Genomic DNA, 21,310 nt, shown 5'->3' with positions numbered 1-21,310 from the left:
GTTAGAATGACACAACATCAACGCAGTTGGCTTGGCTGGACAGGGTTAGTCATTTGGCGTTTTTTGCTCTGCTTTTGCCTGATTTTAATGATTTTGCTGTCTGTGCTGCGGTTTATCCCGCCACCTACCTCCGCTTTTATGCTGCAAAGCCCTTATCCCGTGACGCAACATTGGATAGACATTGCTGAGCTACCGGCGCATGTGCCGTTAGCGATGGTTGCCTCTGAAGATCAGCGGTTTCCTCAGCATTGGGGGGTAGATTTTGCGGCGATCAGTCAAGCATTGCAGCAATTTGATAATGGCGGTGGTCTGCGGGGGGCGAGTACCCTAAGCCAGCAAACGGCAAAAAATCTATTGTTATGGCCAGGGCAAAGTTTTTTACGTAAAGGTTTAGAGGCGGGTTTAGCGCTGAGTCTTGAGGTCATTTGGGGTAAAAAACGGATTTTAGAGGTCTACCTCAATCTTGCTGAATTTGGGCAAGGTATATACGGTGTTGAAGCGGCCAGCCAACATTATTTTGCTAAATCGGCGCGCTATCTCACCGTTAATGAGGCCGCAAGGCTTGCCGTGTTGTTACCCAGTCCACGCTCGCGCGATCCACGTCAATTAACGCCTTATTTGCGTCAACGCGTCGCTTGGGTCGAGCGACAAATGCGGCAATTAGGCAGTGATTACTTAAACCCGATATTGCATTAATCACTGGTGGTAGCAATAACCGCGACGCAACTGCAAAAAAACCAGCAAACGTTAACAAACGGCTATACTTTATTTTTTAAATAAAGGATGCCAAATAATGATTAGATTGTTAATTTTTTTATGGGTGTGCGCATTGCCTTTAGGGGTAGCCGCTAAGCCTGAGTTGCTGCTAGCTCAGGTTTATCATGAGGATGTCGACATTCAAGATTATTGGGTAAGCGAGAAATTAGATGGGGTGCGTGCTTATTGGGATGGTCAACAACTACTTAGCCGAGGAGGCAATATTATTGCTGCGCCGTCTTGGTTTCTTGCTGATTTTCCAAGCCAAAAATTAGATGGCGAGCTGTGGCTGGGTCGCCAGCAGTTTGCCGCTACGTTAAGCATAGTGAGCAAGCAACAACCGGTACAGAGCGAATGGCAGCAAATTCGTTATTACGTATTTGAGTTACCCGAAGCGCCAGGGACCTTTAGTGATCGGGTCTTGGCAATGCACGCACTTAAACAGCAGCTCAATTCGCCTTATATCGTCATTGTGCCGCAGTTTCGTGTTGCGGATAAGCAACAACTGTTGACTAAACTTACTGAGCTGGAGCAGGCTGGCGCAGAGGGCTTAATGTTGCACCATCAAGACGCGTTATATCATACCGGCAGAAGTCAGGCGTTATTAAAGCTGAAAACCTATCAGGATTCAGAAGCCGAAGTGGTGGGTTATCGCCCGGGTAAGGGCAAGTATCAAGGTATGGTTGGAGCGCTTATCGTCAAAACACCTGAAGGCAAAACCTTTGCTATTGGCAGTGGTTTAACCGATGCGCTGCGCGAAACACCACCAGAAATTGGCACGGTGATAACCTATCGGTATAACGGTCTGACCGTGCATGGCTTACCTCGTTTTGCGCGATTTTTAAAAGTACACTCCGATTATTAAGCCATTGGCTCGGGTATCACGGTGGTGGGGCGCAGTAAGGCTCGGATCCGTTCAAAGGGAGTCAACACGATAGCATTGCCCAGTAACACCAGCGCAAAACCGCTAAAGGTATAGCTGGTCCAACTAAAACCTTCAAATAAGGTACTTAATACCACGGCCACTAATGGAAACAGCACTATGGTATAGCTGGCTTTTTCCGGGCCAATTTTTTTCAGTAGCGCAAAATAACTGGCAAAAGCGATGACCGAGCCAAAGATCGCCAGATAGAGCAATGAAGCAAGATAAGCCGGTTCAGTACTGAAGTTAAACTGTTGCCCTTGCCATAATGCCGCTAACAATAATACGCCGCTACCGTACAGCATGCCCCATGCATTCACTTGCATAATGGGCATGCCTTCACGTGAATTTCGCACGCTGACCATGTTGCCAAACGAGGCCGAGAGCGCACCCGATAAGATCAGCAATAAGCCCATTAAGCTGGCATTGGTAAAATCTAACCCATCTAAATCAGGCCAAAACAGCACCACAATACCGGCGATGCCCATTAAGGCACCAAAATAAATACGTTTCGCTACCGGTTTGCCGAAAAACAACCGGGTATTAACGATGTTCATCAGTAGCATAGTGGTAAAGGCGATGGCGGTCATCGCGGAGGTCAGGTATTGCTGTGCTTGATAAATAAACAGAAAGTTAACGGCAAAATTGAGTGTGGCTAACAGCAAAATAAAACCATGCTGGCGCAACGTGAAACGCATATCGAGCTTTTTGTACCAGCAAAATAGCCACATCAGTACAGCGGCAATGGCAAAACGGTACAAGAGTGATACTTCAATCGCCACTTCACCGAGTTGAAACTCAATGGCAAACCAGGTGGAACCCCAGATCAGTACGGTAACTAAGTACAATAAGATGTTTTGCATAAAGCGCTGCCAGTGGCGATAAAGGCGCTGATCATAAAGCCTTGTTCAAGATTAAAACAGTGGTCAAAGTAGAATTTTTTATGTGGTTTGCTTTAATGCGACGACGGTGCAGTCGCGTGTTAAACCATGCAGCTTCGCCAGGTTGTAACTTTGTGTAGTTGATAACCTTTTCGCCGTTGGCGAGTGATTTGCTTTCTTTTGCCTTGCGAAAATAATAATGCATAGTCTGCGACTTTAAACGCTTGTTAATCATGTGGTTAAAAACTTTTTCGCCGTTGGCGAGTGATTTGCTTTCTTTTGCCTTGCGAAAATAATAATGCATAGTCTGCGACTTTAAACGCTTGCTAATCATGTGGTTAAAAGCTTTTTCGCCGTTGGCGAGTGATTTGCTTTCTTTTGCCTTGCGAAAATGATAATGCACAGCCTGCGACTTTAAACGCTTTATAATCATATGGTTAAAAACTTTTTCGCCGTTGGCGAGTAACTTTCTTTTGTCTCGCCAAAAGAAAGTCACCAAAGAAAATGCGACCCACGTTGCGGCGAAAGCCCGTTCAATTTTGCCCGCCCAAGGCGACGAGGTAACTCGCTCGGCGCTACCGCCCCTCACTCAGACACCCCTCGTCTTAAAACCTTGGTCGGACAAACTTGCTCGGCTTGCAACGTAATGGGATTTAAAAGCGCATCAGCCTTAAATACTTAGTCTTTGGCCTCAAAAATGAAAACGATTTGGGGTAAAAAACGGATTATTCAGCTTAGCGAATACGGCTCTGGCTTTTAGTCCCCTTAGAGCGAGCCGACTGGTCATCGTTGGCCAAGGTTTTAAGAAAACGGGTGTTTGAGTGCGGCGACGGTAGCGCCGCGCGAGTTACGTTTTCGCCTTGGACAACGCATGAGCAGCCGGGCTTTCGAGCGGAAGTGGGGTCGAATTTTCTTTGGATACTTTCTTTTGGCGACGCAAAAGAAAGTATCTCGCCAACGGCGAAATCGTTAAGGGTCTTGGTATATGCCCCCGAAGCTACTCCTTAAAGCGCAGGACCAAAATTCCTGCCGCACCAAAATGTCTACGCGCATATCCGCAATAACTTAAGATCTGACAATTGTCTAAGTTTTTTAAAAAATAAAGACTTTATCAATTCCTTGCTCACAAAGGTCAACAGGACTAATATTTGTACGTTAAGTTGTACTAATTGGAGTTCAATATGAACCGTATTCATCTTGATAAAGATATTCAGCCTTTATCTGAATTTCGTGCTGGTGTTACATCATTTATTAAGCAAGTCAATGAGACACGTCGGCCGTTGGTTATTACGCAGCATGGTAAAGGTGTGGCCGTTGTTCTTGATGTCGCAGAATATGAAGCAATGCAAGAGAAGATCGAGTTACTTGAAGAAATACATACTGCTGAAGTGCAATTAGCTGCAGGTTTAGGTGTATTAAATAAAGATGCTCGTTCCCAAATCTTAAAACGCATTAATAGATGAGAGTAGTCTGGTCACCTTTAGCATTACAAAAGCTGGGTGATGCTGCAGAGTTTATTGCTTTGGATAATCCCTCCGCCGCAGAAAAATGGGTAAATGACGTTTTTGACAAAACGGATCTCCTTGAATCAGTGCCAGAAATGGGGCGAATGGTTCCAGAAATGCCTCATACACACTACCGAGAAATTATCTTTGGTCATTACCGCATCATTTATAGCTTGAGTCATGAGATACGCGTGCTAACGGTAAGACATTGTCGTCAGTTGCTCACCGAGCATGATGTGTGAAACGATGTTAGTAAATGCTTAGTCTCTCCCCTAAAAATGATGTTTAACGAAGCTTCCTGCTAACACCTAAAAGCGAACTTAAAAGCCTTAAAATTGAAATTTCAGCAATTGACGCAGTGCCAAATACAATCAATAATCATGTATCAGATGATAAAATAGTAAAGTTTAAATGAAATTTTTGAGTAAACTCAAAGGCTACTGTCAAAACAAGATAATAATTAAAGACACTAAAATTTATTCATTTTTAATAATTGGTAGCATGTACTTTTTAGGCTTTTTTAAAGTATTTATGAGTGGAAGCTTTGAAGAATTTTCTTTATATCGGTTTACTTGGGTCTCATTAACAGTTATTCCTGCAGGTATCATAGTTTCCTTTTGGTATGCAGTTCATGAGCATAACCAAAAAAGTGATTGAAAATAACTGATGTACTAAGTACCAAGTGAGTAATTCAGTAGACTTGATTAATCTTGGCGGTAGCACAGGCACCCGAAACTTCAATCAAAAATGCTTAGTTTCTGACCCCAAGCATGCTATTACTGCGAAAGCCCGTTCAATTTTGCCCGCCCAAGGCCACGAGGTAACTCGCTCGGCGCTACCGCCCCTCACTCAAACACTCCTCGTCTTAACACCTGGTCACGCAAACTTGCTCGGCTTGCAACGTAATGGGATTGAAAAGCACATCAGACTAAAGAGTATTTCGGTTTTAAGATTCTTACAGCTAAGAAGTGAAAGCGGTCTTTGCTGATTGCGTTGTGAAATGTCTGCAATATTGCACAAACAAGCTATTCAGCTTAGCGAATACCGCTCTGGTTTTAATTCCCCTTAGAGTGAGCCGACTGATCATCGTTGGCCAAGGTTTTAAGAAAACGGGTGTTTGAGTGCGGCGACGAAGCATAGCGCGAGTTACGTTTTCGCCTTGGACAACGCATGAGCAGTTGGGCTTTCGAGCGGAAGTGGGGTCGCATTTTCTTTGGATACTTTCTTTTGGCGACGCAAAAGAAAGTATCTCGCCAACGGCGAAATCGTTAAGGGTCTTGGTATCAGAACCCGAAGCTACTCAAACACCCCTCGTCTTAACACCTGGTCACGCAAACTTGCTCGGCTTGCAACGTAATGGGATTAAAAAGTACATCAGCCTTAAATGCTCAGTCTTTGACCCCAAACATGTTACAAGTCTCTTACTCCAAACATGTTATCTTTAATGCTTAGCAATTGTTGAATGGTGAATAATCCAATAGGCTAAAGCAACAAATACACCACCAACTAAAACGGCTAAAGACCAAATCCACGAGTTTACAAAGGCCAAAGAATCATGCTTACTTTGTAGCCTTTTGGCGTCATTGAATACTGCCGCACTAAACGCAATATGCACTAAAATGGTCGCTATAATTGGCAATAAGCTCCAAGTCAGACTAAAAGTCATTAAGTGCTCTGAACCTATATTGCTTGAATGAAAGTCCATTAAAATTCTCTCCTGGATGATTAGAAAAACTCAACTTTTACATAGCGCTTAAGTGTTTTATCCGACACGTTATACAGTGACGGATAAACGCCAGTTGAACGTGACGATTCACTTAGTTTTTGGTATAGCTGATGCTAATGGAATTTTCTTTTTGATGAAACAATTAATTTACAGTGGTTAATTTTGAAATGCTTTTTCTCTGAACTCTAAACATGAGTTGCATAAATGACGACCAAAACGATTTTGGATAAAAGACGGCATTTGCAGCTTAGCGCATACCGCTTTAGATTTTAGTCCCCTTAGAGCGAGCCGACTGATCATCGTTGGCCAAGGTTTTAAGAAAACGGGTGTTTGAGTGCGGCGACGAAGCATAGCGCGAGTTACGTTTTCGCCTTGGGCAACGCATGAGCAGTTGGGCTTTCGAGCGGAAGTGGGGTCGCATTTTCTTTGGATACTTTCTTTTGGCGACGCAAAAGAAAGTATCTCGCCAACGGCGAAAACGTTAAGGGTTTTAGGTTTTGGTATCTGTCCCCGAAGCTTGCAGACGCAAAAGAAAGTATCTCACCGCAGGTGAAATATTGCCTCGCCAAGTAGGCTAAGCCACCGAATATTCAGCCGCAAAAAATGCAGGTAAAACTTAGCGTGGAAAGGCCTGCAGCGTCATTTCCGCAATTTGCTGCAGTTGCTCTGCTGTGGCGCCATTATTGGCTTGAATCGCCATGCCTTGTAACACGGTTCCCATAAAGCGTGACAACACTTCTGCATCAACATGTGCCGGAAGATCGCCCGCTATTTTGGCCTGAGCAAAGCGTTCATGCAGTTTTTGTTCACCGGCCAACCGGCGATTAATTAATGCCGCTTTTACGGCCGATGCCGCTTCGCTGCAAGACAAGGCGCCTTGCACCACAAAACAACCTTGGGGTTGTGTTTTGTCGGCCATATTATTCGCCGCACCATAAAGCATATGTTCGGCTACTTGATAGGCAGTGGGTTTTTCTAGTGCCGGTAAAAAAAACGAGCAAGGGCGGCTTTCATAAAGCTCAATGGCTTTTAAAAAAAGCTGTTCTTTATTACCAAAAGCGGCATACAAGCTGGGTTTGTTAATTCCCATGGCTTCGGTGAGATCGGCTAATGAAGTGCCATCGTATCCTCTGCGCCAGAAAACCTCTAGAGCCTTCTCAAGCGCGGTATCTGTATCAAAGGCGCGGGGGCGGCCGACACTTTGTGGGCAACTTGTTACGGTCATGGCTCTGCTCCTGAAAATAGTGTTTATATAGTAAACAGCAAATCGCCCCATGTCCAGCAAGGGTTATATACCGCTAGGTATAAAACCTGACCCCCAGCTAACGCTTATAACGAATCGTTCTAAAGGCAAACTTATTATATTTACCGCTTGGTACAAAATAGATTGACAGTAAGAGATAAATCTATATATTTACCGACCGGTACAAAACAAGCAGATTAAATGCAAATTACGCAACAAAGTGGAGACGTGCGTCATGAGTAGTTTCAAACAGGTGAGAATTTTAATGTTAGCCAGCGTTGCGGCATTAGCGCTGTCCGCTTGTGGCAACCCGGAAGCCGCTGAGCAAGCTACGGCGCCTGCTGCTCCTGAAGTGAGTGTGGCACAGGTTGTTGCTGAGCGTATCACCGAATGGGACGAATTTACGGGCCGTTTGCAGGCTCCGCAAACCGTGAAGCTGGTGCCTCGTGTATCCGGTTATATCGAACAGGTGCATTTCAACGAGGGCGCTTTGGTGCGTCAAGGGGATTTACTGCTGCAAATCGATCCTCGCCCGTTTACCGCAGATGTCGCGCGTTTAAAAGCCGAATTACAAAATGCCGAAAGCGCGGCCAGCTTAGCTGAAAGTGAATTTCGGCGCGGCGAAAGGTTAAGCAAACAGCAAGCTATTTCTACTGAAGCACTCGACAGCCGCTTAGCACGGCAACAACAAACAGCGGCCACTGTCGCTGCCGTGAAAGCCGCCTTACAGCGCGCAGAATTAGATTTAAGTTATACCCGCGTAACGGCCCCTATTAGTGGCCGAGTGTCTTATGCGATGGTGACAGCCGGTAACTTTGTGACCGCTGGGCAAACTGAACTGACCAATTTAGTCTCGACTGACAAAATGTATGCCTATTTCGATGTAGACGAGCAAAGCTATTTAAAATACGCCCGCCTAAGCAACGAAGGAAAACGCGCCGATACCCGTGATGCAACGGGCAACCCAGTTTATATGGCGCTGGCTAACGATACAGATTATCAACATATCGGTCAGATCGATTTTGTGGATAACAGTGTAAATCAACACACTGGCACGATTCGTCTTCGCGCCAGTTTTGCTAATCAAGATAACCATTTATTACCCGGTTTATTTGCCCGTTTAAAGCTCGTTGGCAGCAACAGCTATGACGGCGTGTTAATTGATGAAAAAGCCATTGGTACGGATTTGAATAATAAGTTTGTATTGGTGGTGAATGCCAATAATCAACTGGAATATCGCGCCGTGACTTTAGGGGAAAAAATCAATGATTTGCGCATTGTTAAAGCGGGCTTAGCCCCTAGCGATAAGATTGTGGTCAATGGTTTGCAGCGGGTACGGCCGAATATGCAAATTTCACCGAAAATGGTGGAGATGGCAAATGAAACGCAGCTAACGCAAATTCGTCAGGCACAGCAACTGCTTGAGCAAAGCCACGCCGCCTTAACAGCACAAGCCGCACACAGCGCGACTCAAGGTTAAGGGCTCTTCGATGTTTTCTCAATTTTTTATCAAACGGCCGATCTTTGCTGCCGTTATTTCATTACTGTTTTTTATCAGTGGTGCCATTGCGGTTTGGCAACTGCCGGTAACGGAATATCCAGAAGTGGTGCCACCCACTGTGGTGGTCACCGCAAATTATCCGGGTGCCAACCCTAAAGTGATTGCTGAAACCGTTGCCTCGCCGTTAGAGCAGGAAATCAACGGTGTTGAAGATATGTTGTATATGTCATCGCAAGCCACCTCGGATGGCCGCATGACCTTAACCATTACCTTTGCCATTGGTACCAACGTCGATTTAGCGCAAAGTCAGGTGCAAGCGCGGGTTGATCGCGCTATGCCAAGACTGCCGCAAGAAGTGCAGCGGCTGGGCATTGTCACAGAGAAATCGTCACCCGATCTCACCATGGTGGTGCATTTAACGTCACCAGACGATCGTTACGACATGCTGTATTTATCTAATTATGCTGCGCTAAATGTTAAAGATGAATTAGCGCGTATTGAAGGTGTTGGCGCGGTACGGGTATTTGGTGCGGGTGATTACAGCATGCGTATCTGGTTAGATCCGAGTAAGGTTGCGGCCTTAGGGTTATCGCCAAGCCAAATTGCCAGTGCCATTCGTGAGCAAAACCAACAAGCCGCTGCCGGTAGTTTGGGCGCACAACCCAGTGGCGATGCCGATTTTCAATTATTGATCAATGTGAAAGGCCGTTTAACCACGGAGGCAGAGTTTGAAGACATTATTATCAAAGTGGGCGAGCGCGGTGAAATCAGCCGCTTAAAAGATGTCGCACGGGTCGAATTGGGTGCATCTACCTATGCACTGCGTTCCTTGTTAGATAATAAAGATGCGGTTGCTTTACCGATTTTCCAAGCGTCAGGTTCAAACGCCATTCAAATCTCTAATGATGTACGTAGCACCATGCAAAGCTTAAGCAAAAGCTTTCCGGATGGGCTTAGTTACGACATCGTTTACGATCCGACGGTTTTCGTGCGGGGCTCAATTGAAGCCGTTGTAAAAACCTTACTTGAAGCCGTATTGCTGGTGGTGTTAGTGGTGGTGCTGTTTTTACAAACATGGCGCGCGTCTATTATTCCGCTGGTGGCTGTGCCGGTGTCTTTAGTGGGTACTTTTGCCTTTATGCACTTAATGGGTTTCTCATTAAATGCCTTATCGTTATTTGGCTTAGTGTTAGCAATTGGTATCGTGGTTGATGATGCCATTGTGGTGGTCGAAAACGTTGAGCGTAATATCAGCGAAGGTTTATCACCGGTAGCGGCTACACAAAAAGCCATGAAAGAAGTCACGGGGCCTATCGTGGCCACCACTTTGGTATTAGCGGCCGTGTTTATTCCAACGGCGTTTATGTCGGGTTTAACCGGGCAGTTTTATAAGCAATTCGCGCTAACGATTACGATCTCTACCTTTATTTCGGCGATTAACTCGTTAACGTTGAGCCCGGCATTGTCGGCCCTTTTGTTAAAAGGGCATGGCGAGAAAAAAGATGCGCTAACCCGTGGTATGGACAAACTGTTAGGCGGTTGGTTGTTTGCACCGTTTAACCGTTTCTTTACGCGGTTGTCGAATGGCTATGGTTATTTGGTGCAAAAAATCATTCGTTTTGGTGCCATTGTGATGTTGCTGTATGTTGCCTTGGTCGGTTTAACCGGCTTGCAGTTTGCCACTACGCCAACCGGTTATGTACCAGGGCAAGATAAACAGTATTTAGTTGCTTTTGCGCAGCTACCGGATGCCGCTTCACTTGAGCGTACCGAAGCAGTGGTGAAAGAAATGTCACGGATCGCCTTAGCACAGCCAGGTGTGGCTAATTCGGTGGCCTTTCCAGGACTGAGCATCAATGGCTTTACCAATAGCCCGAACAGTGGTGTGGTCTTTACCCCGTTAGACAGCTTTGACGAGCGTCAAGATCCAGCGTTATCCGCTAATGCCATCGCTGCGGCCTTAAACCAAAAATTTGCTGGTATTGAAGATGCTTACATCGCTATTTTCCCGCCACCGCCAGTACAAGGTTTAGGCACCATTGGCGGCTTTAGATTGCAAATTCAAGACCGTGCTAATTATGGTTATGAAGAGCTGTACAACGTGACCATGCAGGTAATGATGAAAGCGTGGCAGACACCTGAACTTGCTGGGGTGTTTTCAAGTTATCAGGTTAATGTACCGCAGCTAGATTTAGATATTGATCGCACCAAAGCGAAACAACAGCAAGTTTCGTTGGATACGGTGTTTCAAACGCTGCAGGCGTATATGGGCTCGGTTTATGTCAATGACTTTAACCAGTTTGGTCGCACCTATCAGGTGAATATGCAAGCTGATCAAAAGTTTAGACAAACGCCAGAACAAATCAGCCAGTTAAAAGTACCGAATGCCCAGGGGGAGATGATCCCACTTGGTTCTTTTATCACGGTAACCGATACCGCCGGCCCTGATCGCGTGATGCACTACAACGGTTTTACCACGGCAGAGTTAAATGGTGGTGCGGCGCCCGGTTTTAGCAGTGGTGAAGCGCAAGCGGCTATTGAGAAAATCTTGGCAGAAACGCTACCCAATGGCATGACTTACGAGTGGACTGAACTGACCTACCAGCAAATTTTAGCCGGTAATGCGGGTATGTTTATCTACCCGTTAGTGATTTTGCTGGTGTTTATGGTGTTAGCGGCGCAGTACGAAAGCTTAAGCTTGCCACTGGCGATTATCCTGATCATTCCAATGACCTTATTATCGGCGTTAAGTGGTGTGCTGTTATACGGCGGTGATAACAATATCTTTACGCAAATCGGTTTAATTGTGTTGGTGGGCTTGGCAACGAAGAATGCCATTCTTATCGTCGAGTTTGCGAAAGAGTTGCAAGACCAAGGCATGACAGCTTTAGAGGCCATTTTAGAGGCCGGTCGCTTACGTTTAAGACCGATTTTAATGACGTCTATTGCCTTTATTATGGGCGTAGTACCGATGGTGTTCTCCAGTGGTGCCGGTGCAGAAATGCGCCAAGCGATGGGCGTAGCGGTCTTTGCCGGCATGATTGGTGTCACTATTTTCGGCTTAATTTTAACCCCGTTGTTTTATTATTTACTGGCCAGTCGGCAACAGCAAAAACGCGCCGCGACGCCAGTGCAACAAAACTCGACTGTGGAGGCTTCTGATGCCTAACATGTTTAAGCTATCAACGGTGGCAATACTGGTCGCTGCGTTAAGTGCCTGCGCGGTGGGACCCGATTATCAGCAACCGACTCAGGTAGCCACCATTAACTTTGATAGCCCTTATCAACAAGCAGAGCAAGCTCAAAGCTGGTGGCTAGCGTTCGATGATGCCACGTTAAACCGCTTAATTAGCCGTGCTTTAGTGGAGAACCGCACCTTAGTGCAAGCCCGCGCTAACGTTGACCGCGCCTATGCGGTATTTCGTGACACGCAAAATAATAGCTTGCCCAAGGGGAGTTTAGCGAGCGGTTATCAAGCAACTGAAAATGGCACAGTGTCGAGCAGCGATGACGGTGTCATTACCCGTGGCTTTAGCAATGGCGCTAGCCTAAGTTGGGATATCGACTTATTTGGTAAGCTACGGCGGGCCACCGAAGCGGCAACCGCGGCGGCAGAGCAAGCCGATATCTTGTGGCATGATGCGCAAGTACAGCTGATTAGCCAAGTTGCCACCAGCTATGGTGAATATCGCGGTGCTCAGCTGCGGTTATTAGTGGCAGAGCAAAATTTGCAGAATTTGCAGCAAAGTCGTGACATCGTGCTGGCTCGGCTTGAGGCCGGTTTAGCGTCTGAATTAGAGTTAGCGCAAATTGAGGTGCAATATCATCAGGTGCAAGCCGCGGTGCCTGCGTTTCGGGTGGCTTTGTTAACTGCCGATGCCACTTTATCAGCGTTATTAGCGCAACAACCCGGCAAACTTAACTTAGGCTCTGTACCGAAACTGCCTGAGTTGGCCGAGCCTGTCGCCGTGGTCGCCGGTGAAAATTATCTGCGTTATCGCGCCGATGTTGCCAGCGCTGAGCGCGAGTTAGCGGCAAGAACTGCCGATATTGGCGTGGCTACCGCCGATTTGTATCCGAATGTGTCGATATCGGGCTTTTTAGGCTTTTTATCTGGCCCGGGTTTTTCGTTGGGCAGCGATAATCAAAGCTGGGCGATAGCGCCCACACTAAGCTGGCAGGCTGCCGATTTAGGCTCGGTGAAAGCGCGGATCCGTGTGGCTGAAGCCAATGCCACTATGGCCTTAGCCCAGTTTGAGCAGCAGGTGTTCAATGCCATTGCCGATATGCAACTGAGCTTGCAAAGCTACAATTTGAGCCGTGAGCAGCAACTGAGCACTGAGCGGCAATGGCAAGCTAGCAATAAAGCGCTGCGTATCGCGCGTGAGCGTTACAATGCCGGTAGCGGTGAGTTTTTAGCGTTATTAGATGCCGAGCGCGAGCAGCTGTCCGCGCGCGATCAGTTAGCGCAACTGCAGCAACAAAGTTTTGGTCGCTTAGTGGCTATTTACCGCAGTTTTGGTGGTGCGATCCAGCTGCAATAAATACAGCTTGCCGTGCTTTGAGTTAAAAAGCTGGAGTAATCCAGCTTTTTTGCTTTGATAAAACCGTCAAACTACCTGAAGGGCGCTAATTCCTGTTTAAAGTCACTTGCTGAGTGCACAACTAATCGCCAAAATAGCCGCCTACTGCGATGAGGTCACTATGGTTAATTTAGCTTTGCTGGGTGCGTTTATTCCGACGTTTTTGTTTGTGTCGGTCACACCGGGTATGTGTATGACGCTGGCAATGACGCTAGGTATGAGTCAGGGCGTGCGCCGCACCTTTTGGATGATGTGGGGTGAAATGTTAGGCGTGGGGCTGGTGGCGGTATTGGCCGTGCTAGGCGTCGCCGCGCTCATGTTGCAATTTCCGGCGTTATTTCAATGGTTCAAACTGCTGGGCGCGGCTTATTTGTGCTATGTGGGTATCCAAATGTGGCGGGCTAAAGGCAAGTTAGCTTTACCCAGTGCTGGCGCCGTACCGCAATTGTTATCGCGCCGCGCCTTGTTTAGTCAGGGGTTTATCACCGCAGTGTCCAATCCGAAAGGCTGGGCTTTTCATATGGCGTTATTACCGCCGTTTATCGACAGTTCGCTGTCGTTTTGGCCACAACTGGCTATTTTGATTAGTATTATTTTGTTGCTAGAGTTTTTATCTATGCTGCTGTATGCCAGTGGCGGTAAAGCCTTGGCATTGTTTTTAACACGGTCTAATCGGGTGCAGTATCTCAATCGCATTGGCGCCAGCCTGATGTTCGGCGTGGCGCTGTGGATGCTAGTCGATTAACGTTTAATCGGGCTTAGGCGGTGCTTTGGCACTGCCAATACCCCCGCTTAACACCAGTTGTAGCGCTTCAGCGGGTTTCATATCAATTTTTCGGGTGCAGCTACGCGGTACAATAATGGTATAACCGCCCACATTGTAAGCCATCGGTAAAAAGACGGCTAATTGCTCTTCTTGCATTAAGCTCGACATGCGGTCATCGGCTTGGCCGCCTTGTTTGGTGACAATACCAATCATCTCAATCTCGGATGAGGGCAGCTTAACCAGTACCACTGATCCATCTTTAAAGTTTTTACCCGACATCACATCAATAATATCTTGCAGCATGCCGTAAATTTGTTTGGTACCGGGCAATTTCATCAGCGTTTTGCCGGGTAATTGCCACAGCCAATTTAGGCTACGCCAGCGAGAGCTAAACCCTACTGCAACACAAACTAAGAGAAAACCGACAATCGCTAAACCTGGAAAGTACCATTCACCCGGCAGAACCATTTTAAACAGCGGGGCTAAACTGCTTTCGATGGTATGCAGCAGCCAGCGTAAGATCTCAATGGTGATCACTAAGGGTAAAATGATCACCAAGCCTTTCAATAGGCTTTTTACAAAAATGTTCATGTCATTCCTTTTATGGCTTAGCACTATTTAACGCATGAATGGCAAAACTACCTAACCAATGACCACCTTCGTAACTGTCGCCAATCAGGTTAGGATAGGAGTGCGCAACATGCTGATCGGCAATGGCTTGTAAATGGGCATAGCGTGGGTATTGTTTGGCCAGTACCGATAAATTCCAAGCGCGACTGAAGTTTAAACCATCTAAATGCACCAGTTTACCATCGCTGCGATCGCTAACTTGGCCAACGGCCAGTTTATAGTTCTTATCGGCTAATTGCGGCATAAAGCGGTTTACCCAGCGTAAAAACTGACCGGCAGGTAAAATGCGCTGCATCAGGCCAATTTCTTCTAAGCAAGGCGATAAAAAGTCATAACCACTCGGCTCCCAAGTGATGGGGCAGTTGGCATCGTCTAAATAATAGCTTTTGGCACGCTCACTGATCAGCTGTTGTAACGCGGTATGCTGCAGGGTAAGCGCATAATCGTAAGCAAAGCTTAAACCAAAGGCGGTGTTAGTATGTTCACCCACTCGCACTGGATAAACCAAGCGCGGTAAGAAGTTTTCGTAGCGGCTAACAATCACATCGGCCAGTGGTTGTAAATTTTTAGCCAATTGTTGGCCAAGCGGATCGGGCCAACTGTGCAGCTCTGCGGATAGCTTTAACAACCAGGCCCAGCCATAAGTGCGTTCAAACGACGCATTGATATCTTTGCTAAAAAACGCGACTTCTTGTGCCACTTTTTCAGCGGTGAGATGACGTTTTAAAATGGTTTTAACGTCTTCAGCTTGCGCCAGCTCAGGAAACTGTTTCAGTAAAGTGACCATTGACCAATAGCCATGCACCGCACTGTGCCAATCAAAACAGCCATAAAAAATCGGGTGGACTACCGACGGTTCTTGTAAATCCGCGGCACTGCCCAATACGGTGCCCGTTTTGTATGGATAAGGTGTTTCGACACAATGCAGCGGTAATGTCACCAGCTTGTTAGCTTCGGCTTGGGTCAAGCTATGGCGAGTTGCGGCGGTATTATTCGCCTGGCTGGTAAAACTGAGTGTAGCGATAAAAACCGTGCTGAGCAGGGTGCTTAACTTCATAATGAAACCTTGTTGTCTGAAAATAAGATCAGGTAATGCGTCTAAGACTAAAGCATATTGGTGAGGTTGTTAATGTAAATTCGCCGCCTTTCGTCATTTCGCGGTTTTACATCGGCAAAGTGCTGGGTTGATGCTGCATGGTTGCCTTCGCTATGCTGGTAAATCAGCTGGATGTAATAGCGCTTGCTGCAGTAATTGCTGCAATAAATCAGTGCAGCGAGTACGCAACATGTCACGTAATAAACGCACCGTCGGGGTAATAAGTTGTCGGCTAGGGCAAACTAACCATAATTCAGTTGGCGTGGGTTGGTACTCGGGCAGCAGTCGCTGCACAGTGCCATCTAATAAATGCGCTGACATGTCTAACGCCGATTTGATGGCGACACCTTGCCCAGCAACGCACCAACGCCGCACGAGATCGGCATCGTTAGCCACCCGATTACCGGAGATTTTCACTTTAAAGGTGTCGTTTTGATGCTGAAACTCCCAGACGTCTTTTACTAAATCATACAGTTGATAACATAAACCATTATGTGAGGCGAGTTGATGCGGATGCGTGGGAGTGCCATGTGTGGCTAAGTAACTTGGCGCGGCACATAGTACTCTGGGTACATGGCATATTTTAAAGCCATAGAGGCTGGCATCTCTTGGTGCGCCATAGCGTAAGGCTAAATCAACCGGATCACGGTAAAAGTCGACATTGGTATCACTGATATGCGCTTTGATACTCAGCTTTGGGTGCTGCAGCATAAACTCATCTAACCACGGTAAAATAATATTGCGGCCCAGATCTGACGATAAAGCCAGCCGTAGTTCGCCATCAATAATGTGCTGTTCATCTTTTAGATTTTGGCCGGCTTGTTGTAATAGTTGCAGAGCGTGTTCACATTGCGGGATAAATTTTTCACCTTGTGGCGATAAGCGTAATTGTCGGGTTGTGCGTACAAACAGTTCTGCACCTAACGCTTGCTCTACCCGTTTTAGAGCCGCACTGGCGGTGGCAGCTTGCATGTTTAAACTGGTTGCGGCTGCCGTGATACTGCGAAACTCAGCCACTTTCAATACCACCCATAAATCTTGTATTTGCATTCGATACTCAAATATTTTTTGATAATAAAACAAATATTGCGTTGTTTATCATTGTAAAAGCAAGCGCTATGCTACATCCCTCATTCAATACCGTTTCGGAGCAACAACATGAAAGCCATCGGATACCATGCAAATAAAGCCATTACTGAACCGCACGCCTTAGTCGATATCGAATTGCCGCAACCGATCGCCTCGGGTCGCGATGTGTTAGTCAAGGTACAGGCAATTGCCGTTAATCCGGTCGACTTTAAGATCCGGCAAAATGCGCAACCGGCAGCAGGTGAGTATCGGGTACTGGGTTGGGATGCCGTGGGTGAAGTGGTCGCGGTGGGTGATGAAGTGGCGTTGCTCAGTGTTGGGCAACAAGTGTATTACGCAGGGGATCTAACACGGCAGGGCAGTAATGCAGAATATCAATTAGTTGATGAGCGTATTGTCGGTAATAAACCCAGCAATTTAACCGCGGCCGAAGCGGCGGCCTTACCCTTAACCACCATTACTGCTTATGAATTATTGTTTAAGCAGTTGGGCATGCAGCAGCAAGTTGTAGGACAAACACAAAAAACGGCGGAAGTGCTGTTAGTGGTGGGCGCCGCTGGCGGTGTGGGCTCTATGTTACTGCAATTGGCTAAAGCTTTAACGGGTGCAACCATTATTGCTACGGCGTCGCGTGACAGCTCGAAAGCTTGGGTCAAGGCATTAGGCGCGGATTATGTGGTTGATCACAGCAAACCTTTAGCGGCTCAAATTAACGCTTTAGGGATAGCGGCGGTCACCCATGTTGCAAGTTTGAACCATACAGAACGTTATGTAGATGATTATGTCGAGGTGTTACAGCCCTTCGGTAAGTTAGGTTTGATTGATGATCCGGCCACACTGGAGATTAAAAAGTTAAAGCCAAAGAGCATTTCGCTGCACTGGGAGTTTATGTTTACTCGCTCAATGTTTAAAACGGCCGATATGCTAGAGCAGCGTCATTTGCTCAATCAGGTAGCGGCATTGATTGAACAAGGTGTTGTGCGCACTACGCTTGGGCAGCATTTTGGGCAAATTAATGCTGCAAACTTAATTCGCGCCCATGCCGAACTGGAGTCTGGCCAAGCTATCGGAAAAATTGTATTAGAAGGGTTTTAAGCCATTTCAGCAATCGCATGGCGATAACGCGGATCCCTGACTACCTTTAGCAAAGGGCAACCATAACGGTGTGCCCTTGCACAGTAGCGCCAATATCGGCGCAGCGGGGGATCAGATGCAGCAGACAGGGATAGCAACACCCATAGTGGCGGTAAGCACCGCCACAGTGCTTTTTATCGGTCGCACCGAATATGGCATTGTTGCTAAACCGATATTAATTGACAGCTTGGCGCAATATCAGCAGTTATTTCAAACACCGCAAAAAGACCTGCCGGGACAAGGCAAACTACACGATAGCAAGCTTGCTGCAGCAATGAATCAAGCGGTGATGACGTTTTATGCCAATAACGGTAACAAAGCCTATATTTGCCCTGTGGCTGATGACGATTATCAGCCGCTTTATCAAAAAGTATTAACTGCTTATGTTGATTTCAGCCTGATTGTTTTGCCTGGGCAATATTGGAGCGGGAGAAAACCCAGTGCGGCGAATGAGGCGATTAAAACTACGCTGGCGTTTTGTCAGCAGTCTCGTCGCTGCATCTTGCTGTTAGATATCGCGCCGACAGTGCAACTGCACAGTGCCGCCGATGTTGCTGCCTTACAGTTACCTTCATCAAGCTATGCCGTGTTGTATTATCCATGGTTAACGATGCCTGATCCCATCTATCAGCCCCGAACGAAAAGCGGGGTGTTGCCAGCGCTCACTGTTCCACCTTCAGCCGCAGCGGCGGCGATTTACGGCACTATGGATAGCAAAAACGGTGTTTGGAAAGCGCCAGCAGGTACTACGGCAAAACTTTATGACGCCTGCAATTTGCGGCTGCCGATAAGCAATACCTTGCTGCAGCAGCTCAATCCATTAGGGATTAATTGCCTAAGAGCGTTACCCAAGGCAGACACTGTGCTTTGGGGTGGGCGTACCTTGGCATCGGCGGCCGAGCCAGAATGGCGGTATCTTTCAGTGCGGCGCACCGCTATCTTTATTGAGCAAAGTATTTTACACAACCTTGAGTGGGCTCACGCTGTGGAAAACAGTGAGCCACTGTGGCAAGCGGTACGCAGTAATGTGGAACAGTTTCTGCTCTCGCTATTTCAAGCCGGGGCTATGAAAGGCACGGTGCCGAAAGAGGCTTTTTTTGTACGTTGTGGCTTGGGGCAGACGATGACCGTGCAAGATATCCTCCAGCAGCAGCTGATTCTTTTATGCGGCGTGGCTTTGCTTAAGCCGGCAGAGTTTGTCATTCTTAGGTTAGTGTATCCTCTTAGCGTGCCATAGTTAAAGCGGCATAGTTAACGCGACATAGTTAACTGGCAGCCTACCTTTACAGCTCCGCGTTCTCTTTAGCCTGTGTCGGTGTGTTCGCTGCGGCAGAAACTCAACTCTGATGTTGGCTTATGTTAAACTGGCGTCAATTTGGCTTTGCCTGCATGTTCGCGCAGAGCCTGTCGTTTTCTTCGATTTTCAGGAGCCTTTGTGACTGCTTTATCTAGCTTATATCCACAACCCTTATGGCAATGGTTTGCGCAAATTTGTGCCATTCCTCATCCTTCAAAACATGAACAAGCACTTAGCCGGCATATTCAAGCCTGGGCGCGAGATAAAGGCTTAGCCGTGCATGAAGATCAAGTTGGCAACTTAATTATTAAAAAACCCGCTACTGCGGGCATGGAAAACCGTAAAGCCGTGGTTATTCAAGCGCACCTTGATATGGTGCCACAGAAAAATGCCGATAAAGTGCATGATTTTACAAAAGATCCTATTGATGCTTACGTTGATGGCGAATGGGTCACGGCACGTGGCACCACGCTGGGCTCAGACAACGGTATCGGTATGGCATCTGCGTTAGCCATCTTAGGCAGTGATGACATTAAACACGGCCCATTAGAAGTATTACTAACGGTAGATGAAGAAGCGGGCATGACGGGCGCTTTTGCTTTGCAACCCGGTGTGCTAGAAGCGGAAATTTTAATTAATACCGACTCAGAGCAAGAGGGTGAAATCTACATGGGCTGCGCCGGTGGTGTAGACGCCGAATTTAGTGTGCCGATGCAGTGGCAACCGATCCCTGCAGGACATCAAGCATTTCGGTTAAGTTTAACCGGTTTAAAGGGCGGCCACTCGGGCGTAAATATTCACTTAGGTCGCGGTAATGCCGCCAAACTATTAGCGCGCTTTTTAGTGATGTCGGCCGCTGAATTAGGTTTGCGGATCAGTGAAATAGTCGGCGGCTCTTTACGAAATGCCATTCCGCGTGAAGCCGGTGTTACGGTGACCTTGCCTGCGGCGAATCAAGCTTTGTTAGCTGAAAAAGTCGCGGCTTTTGAAGCGTTATTACAGCAAGAGTTAGCGGCTATTGAGCCGGCGATCCGCTTTGCTATGGCGGAAACCATTTTACCCTCACAAGTCATGGCGCCACAGTGTGAACAAACGCTATTAAACTTATTACATGCTTGTCCGAATGGCGTGATGCGGATGAGTGATGACGTGGCGGGCGTAGTAGAAACCTCGTTAAACTTAGGTGTGATCACCACCGATGGCGACAGTGTACAGGTGGTGTGTTTAATTCGCTCACTGATCGATTCGGGCCGTGAGCATGTCGAGTCGGTATTGACCAGTTTGGCGGCATTAGCGGGTGTCTCGATCAAATTTAACGGTGCTTATCCAGGTTGGAAGCCGGATCCTGATTCACCGGTAATGGCTATCGTTAAAGCCACTTACGAAGACATCTATAATAAAGAGCCAGTGATAATGGTGATCCATGCGGGTTTAGAATGTGGTTTATTTAAAAAGCCTTATCCTGAGATGGATATGGTATCGATTGGCCCAACCATTCGTTATCCGCATGGCCCTGACGAAATGGTGAATATCGAAACGGTCGGCCAGTATTGGCAATTGCTGTTAGCGGTACTAGAACGTATTCCGGAAAAGACCGCAGCTTAAGTCACTAAGCCAGCCGCAGTGAGCCATTACTGCGGCTTTTTCTTGGGCCAGCGCACTATTTGCAGCTGCCAATCCAAATCCAATCGTCAGTCGCCACCCCGATCCGTTCGGCTTCTTTTAAGAAAGGCGCACATTCTGCCGCCGTTAATTGCGGTTGGCGTGCCAGTAGCCAAGCGTAATCCGTATTAGGGCCTATTACCAAGGCAATTTGATAATCGGCATCTAACATGGCGATATTATAGCCGCCATAAAAAGGCCCAAAAAACGACACTTTTAAGCGGCCAACATCAGCGGCTTCCACAAAGTAAGCTTTGCCATTAGCGGTGTTCCAGCGTTGTTTTTTAGCATCGTAGCCACGGTTAATAACACTCACACCACCATCATCACGCCGTTGATATTCTGCGGTAACTTGGGTTAAGCCTCGCTCAAAAGAATGATCTAACCGGGCAATTTCATGCCAGGTACCAAGATAGCGCTCTAGCTCAAAAGGTTGCACCGGCGTTACGCCATCAGGTACCGAGGTACAGCTGGTCAAAAAAAAGATGAAGATCCAGAAAAAACGCATAACCACTCCTG

General features: G+C 47.1%; 19 protein-coding genes. 11 read left to right on the top strand and 8 right to left on the bottom strand.

From position 1 onward, the window contains the following. Positions 1-6: 6 nt before the first annotated feature. Positions 7-696 carry a monofunctional biosynthetic peptidoglycan transglycosylase gene (gene mtgA, locus L1N97_RS13720; protein WP_236130177.1) on the top strand — a complete coding sequence of 230 codons (690 nt, stop codon included), beginning with the start codon at positions 7-9 and terminating at the stop codon, positions 694-696. Between the two features lie 97 nt (positions 697-793). Continuing rightward, positions 794-1,621: a DNA ligase gene (locus tag L1N97_RS13715; RefSeq protein ID WP_236130176.1), complete on the top strand. Its 828-nt coding sequence runs from the start codon at positions 794-796 to the stop codon at positions 1,619-1,621. Here the strand turns inward: L1N97_RS13715 and L1N97_RS13710 are convergent. Together L1N97_RS13710 and L1N97_RS13705 are read right to left on the bottom strand one after the other, a co-directional pair. Next, on the bottom strand, positions 1,618-2,541 hold the full coding sequence (locus L1N97_RS13710) for a DMT family transporter (RefSeq protein ID WP_236130175.1): 924 nt from the start codon (positions 2,539-2,541) through the stop codon (positions 1,618-1,620). The genes L1N97_RS13715 and L1N97_RS13710 overlap by 4 nt on opposite strands. Positions 2,542-2,572: 31 nt before the next feature. After that, positions 2,573-3,148 (bottom strand): hypothetical protein, encoded by a 576-nt coding sequence (locus L1N97_RS13705; protein ID WP_236130174.1) that lies wholly within the window; start codon positions 3,146-3,148, stop codon positions 2,573-2,575. A gap of 592 nt (positions 3,149-3,740) precedes the next feature. Between L1N97_RS13705 and L1N97_RS13700 the strand changes: the two genes are divergently transcribed. Then, positions 3,741-4,022: a type II toxin-antitoxin system Phd/YefM family antitoxin gene (locus L1N97_RS13700; RefSeq protein ID WP_236130173.1), complete on the top strand. Its 282-nt coding sequence runs from the start codon at positions 3,741-3,743 to the stop codon at positions 4,020-4,022. Further along, a complete protein-coding gene (locus tag L1N97_RS13695; protein ID WP_236130172.1) occupies positions 4,019-4,306 on the top strand; it encodes a type II toxin-antitoxin system RelE/ParE family toxin in 288 nt (95 codons plus the stop codon). Before L1N97_RS13700 ends, L1N97_RS13695 begins: the two co-directional genes overlap by 4 nt. A 1,199-nt stretch (positions 4,307-5,505) precedes the next feature. Here L1N97_RS13695 and L1N97_RS13690 read toward each other — a convergent pair. Further along, positions 5,506-5,769: a hypothetical protein gene (locus tag L1N97_RS13690; RefSeq protein WP_236130171.1), complete on the bottom strand. Its 264-nt coding sequence runs from the start codon at positions 5,767-5,769 to the stop codon at positions 5,506-5,508. A 637-nt stretch (positions 5,770-6,406) separates the two neighbouring features. Then, positions 6,407-7,015, bottom strand: a complete 609-nt coding sequence (locus L1N97_RS13685) for a TetR/AcrR family transcriptional regulator (RefSeq protein WP_229588107.1) — start codon at positions 7,013-7,015, stop codon at positions 6,407-6,409. Positions 7,016-7,268: 253 nt separating this feature from the next. On the opposite strand from L1N97_RS13685, the gene L1N97_RS13680 reads away from it, so the two are divergent. The 4 genes from L1N97_RS13680 to L1N97_RS13665 all read left to right on the top strand — a co-directional run bounded on the left by L1N97_RS13680 (position 7,269) and on the right by L1N97_RS13665 (position 13,862). Then, positions 7,269-8,513: an efflux RND transporter periplasmic adaptor subunit gene (locus tag L1N97_RS13680; protein WP_236130170.1), complete on the top strand. Its 1,245-nt coding sequence runs from the start codon at positions 7,269-7,271 to the stop codon at positions 8,511-8,513. A gap of 10 nt (positions 8,514-8,523) precedes the next feature. Beyond that, positions 8,524-11,703 (top strand): efflux RND transporter permease subunit, encoded by a 3,180-nt coding sequence (locus L1N97_RS13675; protein ID WP_236130169.1) that lies wholly within the window; start codon positions 8,524-8,526, stop codon positions 11,701-11,703. Then, positions 11,696-13,078, top strand: coding sequence for an efflux transporter outer membrane subunit (locus L1N97_RS13670; protein ID WP_236130168.1), 1,383 nt, complete (start codon positions 11,696-11,698; stop codon positions 13,076-13,078). Before L1N97_RS13675 ends, L1N97_RS13670 begins: the two co-directional genes overlap by 8 nt. 160 nt (positions 13,079-13,238) lie before the next feature. Beyond that, a complete protein-coding gene (locus L1N97_RS13665; RefSeq protein WP_236130167.1) occupies positions 13,239-13,862 on the top strand; it encodes a LysE family translocator in 624 nt (207 codons plus the stop codon). Positions 13,863-13,865: 3 nt separating this feature from the next. On the opposite strand, the gene L1N97_RS13660 is transcribed toward L1N97_RS13665, so the two are convergent. From L1N97_RS13660 to L1N97_RS13650, 3 genes are all read right to left on the bottom strand, one after another. Then, the gene (locus tag L1N97_RS13660; protein ID WP_236130166.1) at positions 13,866-14,474 is read right to left on the bottom strand and encodes a DUF502 domain-containing protein; all 609 of its coding nucleotides are present in this window, start codon (positions 14,472-14,474) and stop codon (positions 13,866-13,868) included. Between the two features lie 10 nt (positions 14,475-14,484). Beyond that, positions 14,485-15,570, bottom strand: a complete 1,086-nt coding sequence (locus L1N97_RS13655; protein WP_236130165.1) for a DUF2891 domain-containing protein — start codon at positions 15,568-15,570, stop codon at positions 14,485-14,487. A gap of 150 nt (positions 15,571-15,720) precedes the next feature. Then, positions 15,721-16,659 carry a LysR family transcriptional regulator gene (locus L1N97_RS13650; protein ID WP_229588119.1) on the bottom strand — a complete coding sequence of 313 codons (939 nt, stop codon included), beginning with the start codon at positions 16,657-16,659 and terminating at the stop codon, positions 15,721-15,723. A 108-nt stretch (positions 16,660-16,767) separates the two neighbouring features. Between L1N97_RS13650 and L1N97_RS13645 the strand changes: the two genes are divergently transcribed. The 3 genes from L1N97_RS13645 to L1N97_RS13635 all read left to right on the top strand — a co-directional run bounded on the left by L1N97_RS13645 (position 16,768) and on the right by L1N97_RS13635 (position 20,734). Next, entirely contained in the window at positions 16,768-17,793 is a 1,026-nt protein-coding gene (locus tag L1N97_RS13645) for a zinc-binding alcohol dehydrogenase family protein (protein WP_236130164.1), read from the top strand. Positions 17,794-17,908: 115 nt separating this feature from the next. Continuing rightward, positions 17,909-19,069, top strand: coding sequence for a phage tail sheath family protein (locus tag L1N97_RS13640; RefSeq protein WP_236130163.1), 1,161 nt, complete (start codon positions 17,909-17,911; stop codon positions 19,067-19,069). Between the two features lie 198 nt (positions 19,070-19,267). Continuing rightward, positions 19,268-20,734 (top strand): aminoacyl-histidine dipeptidase, encoded by a 1,467-nt coding sequence (locus L1N97_RS13635; RefSeq protein WP_236130162.1) that lies wholly within the window; start codon positions 19,268-19,270, stop codon positions 20,732-20,734. A 55-nt stretch (positions 20,735-20,789) separates the two neighbouring features. Here L1N97_RS13635 and L1N97_RS13630 read toward each other — a convergent pair whose 3' ends face one another. After that, the gene (locus L1N97_RS13630) at positions 20,790-21,299 is read right to left on the bottom strand and encodes a lipocalin family protein (protein ID WP_236130161.1); all 510 of its coding nucleotides are present in this window, start codon (positions 21,297-21,299) and stop codon (positions 20,790-20,792) included. Between the last annotated feature and the right edge of the window lie 11 nt (positions 21,300-21,310).

Source organism: Rheinheimera sp. UJ63 (assembly GCF_021568285.1).
Lineage (GTDB): Bacteria > Pseudomonadota > Gammaproteobacteria > Enterobacterales > Alteromonadaceae > Alishewanella > Alishewanella maricola.
Note: the sequence above shows the minus strand (reverse complement) of the source record. Positions and strands in the feature narration are given on the sequence as shown.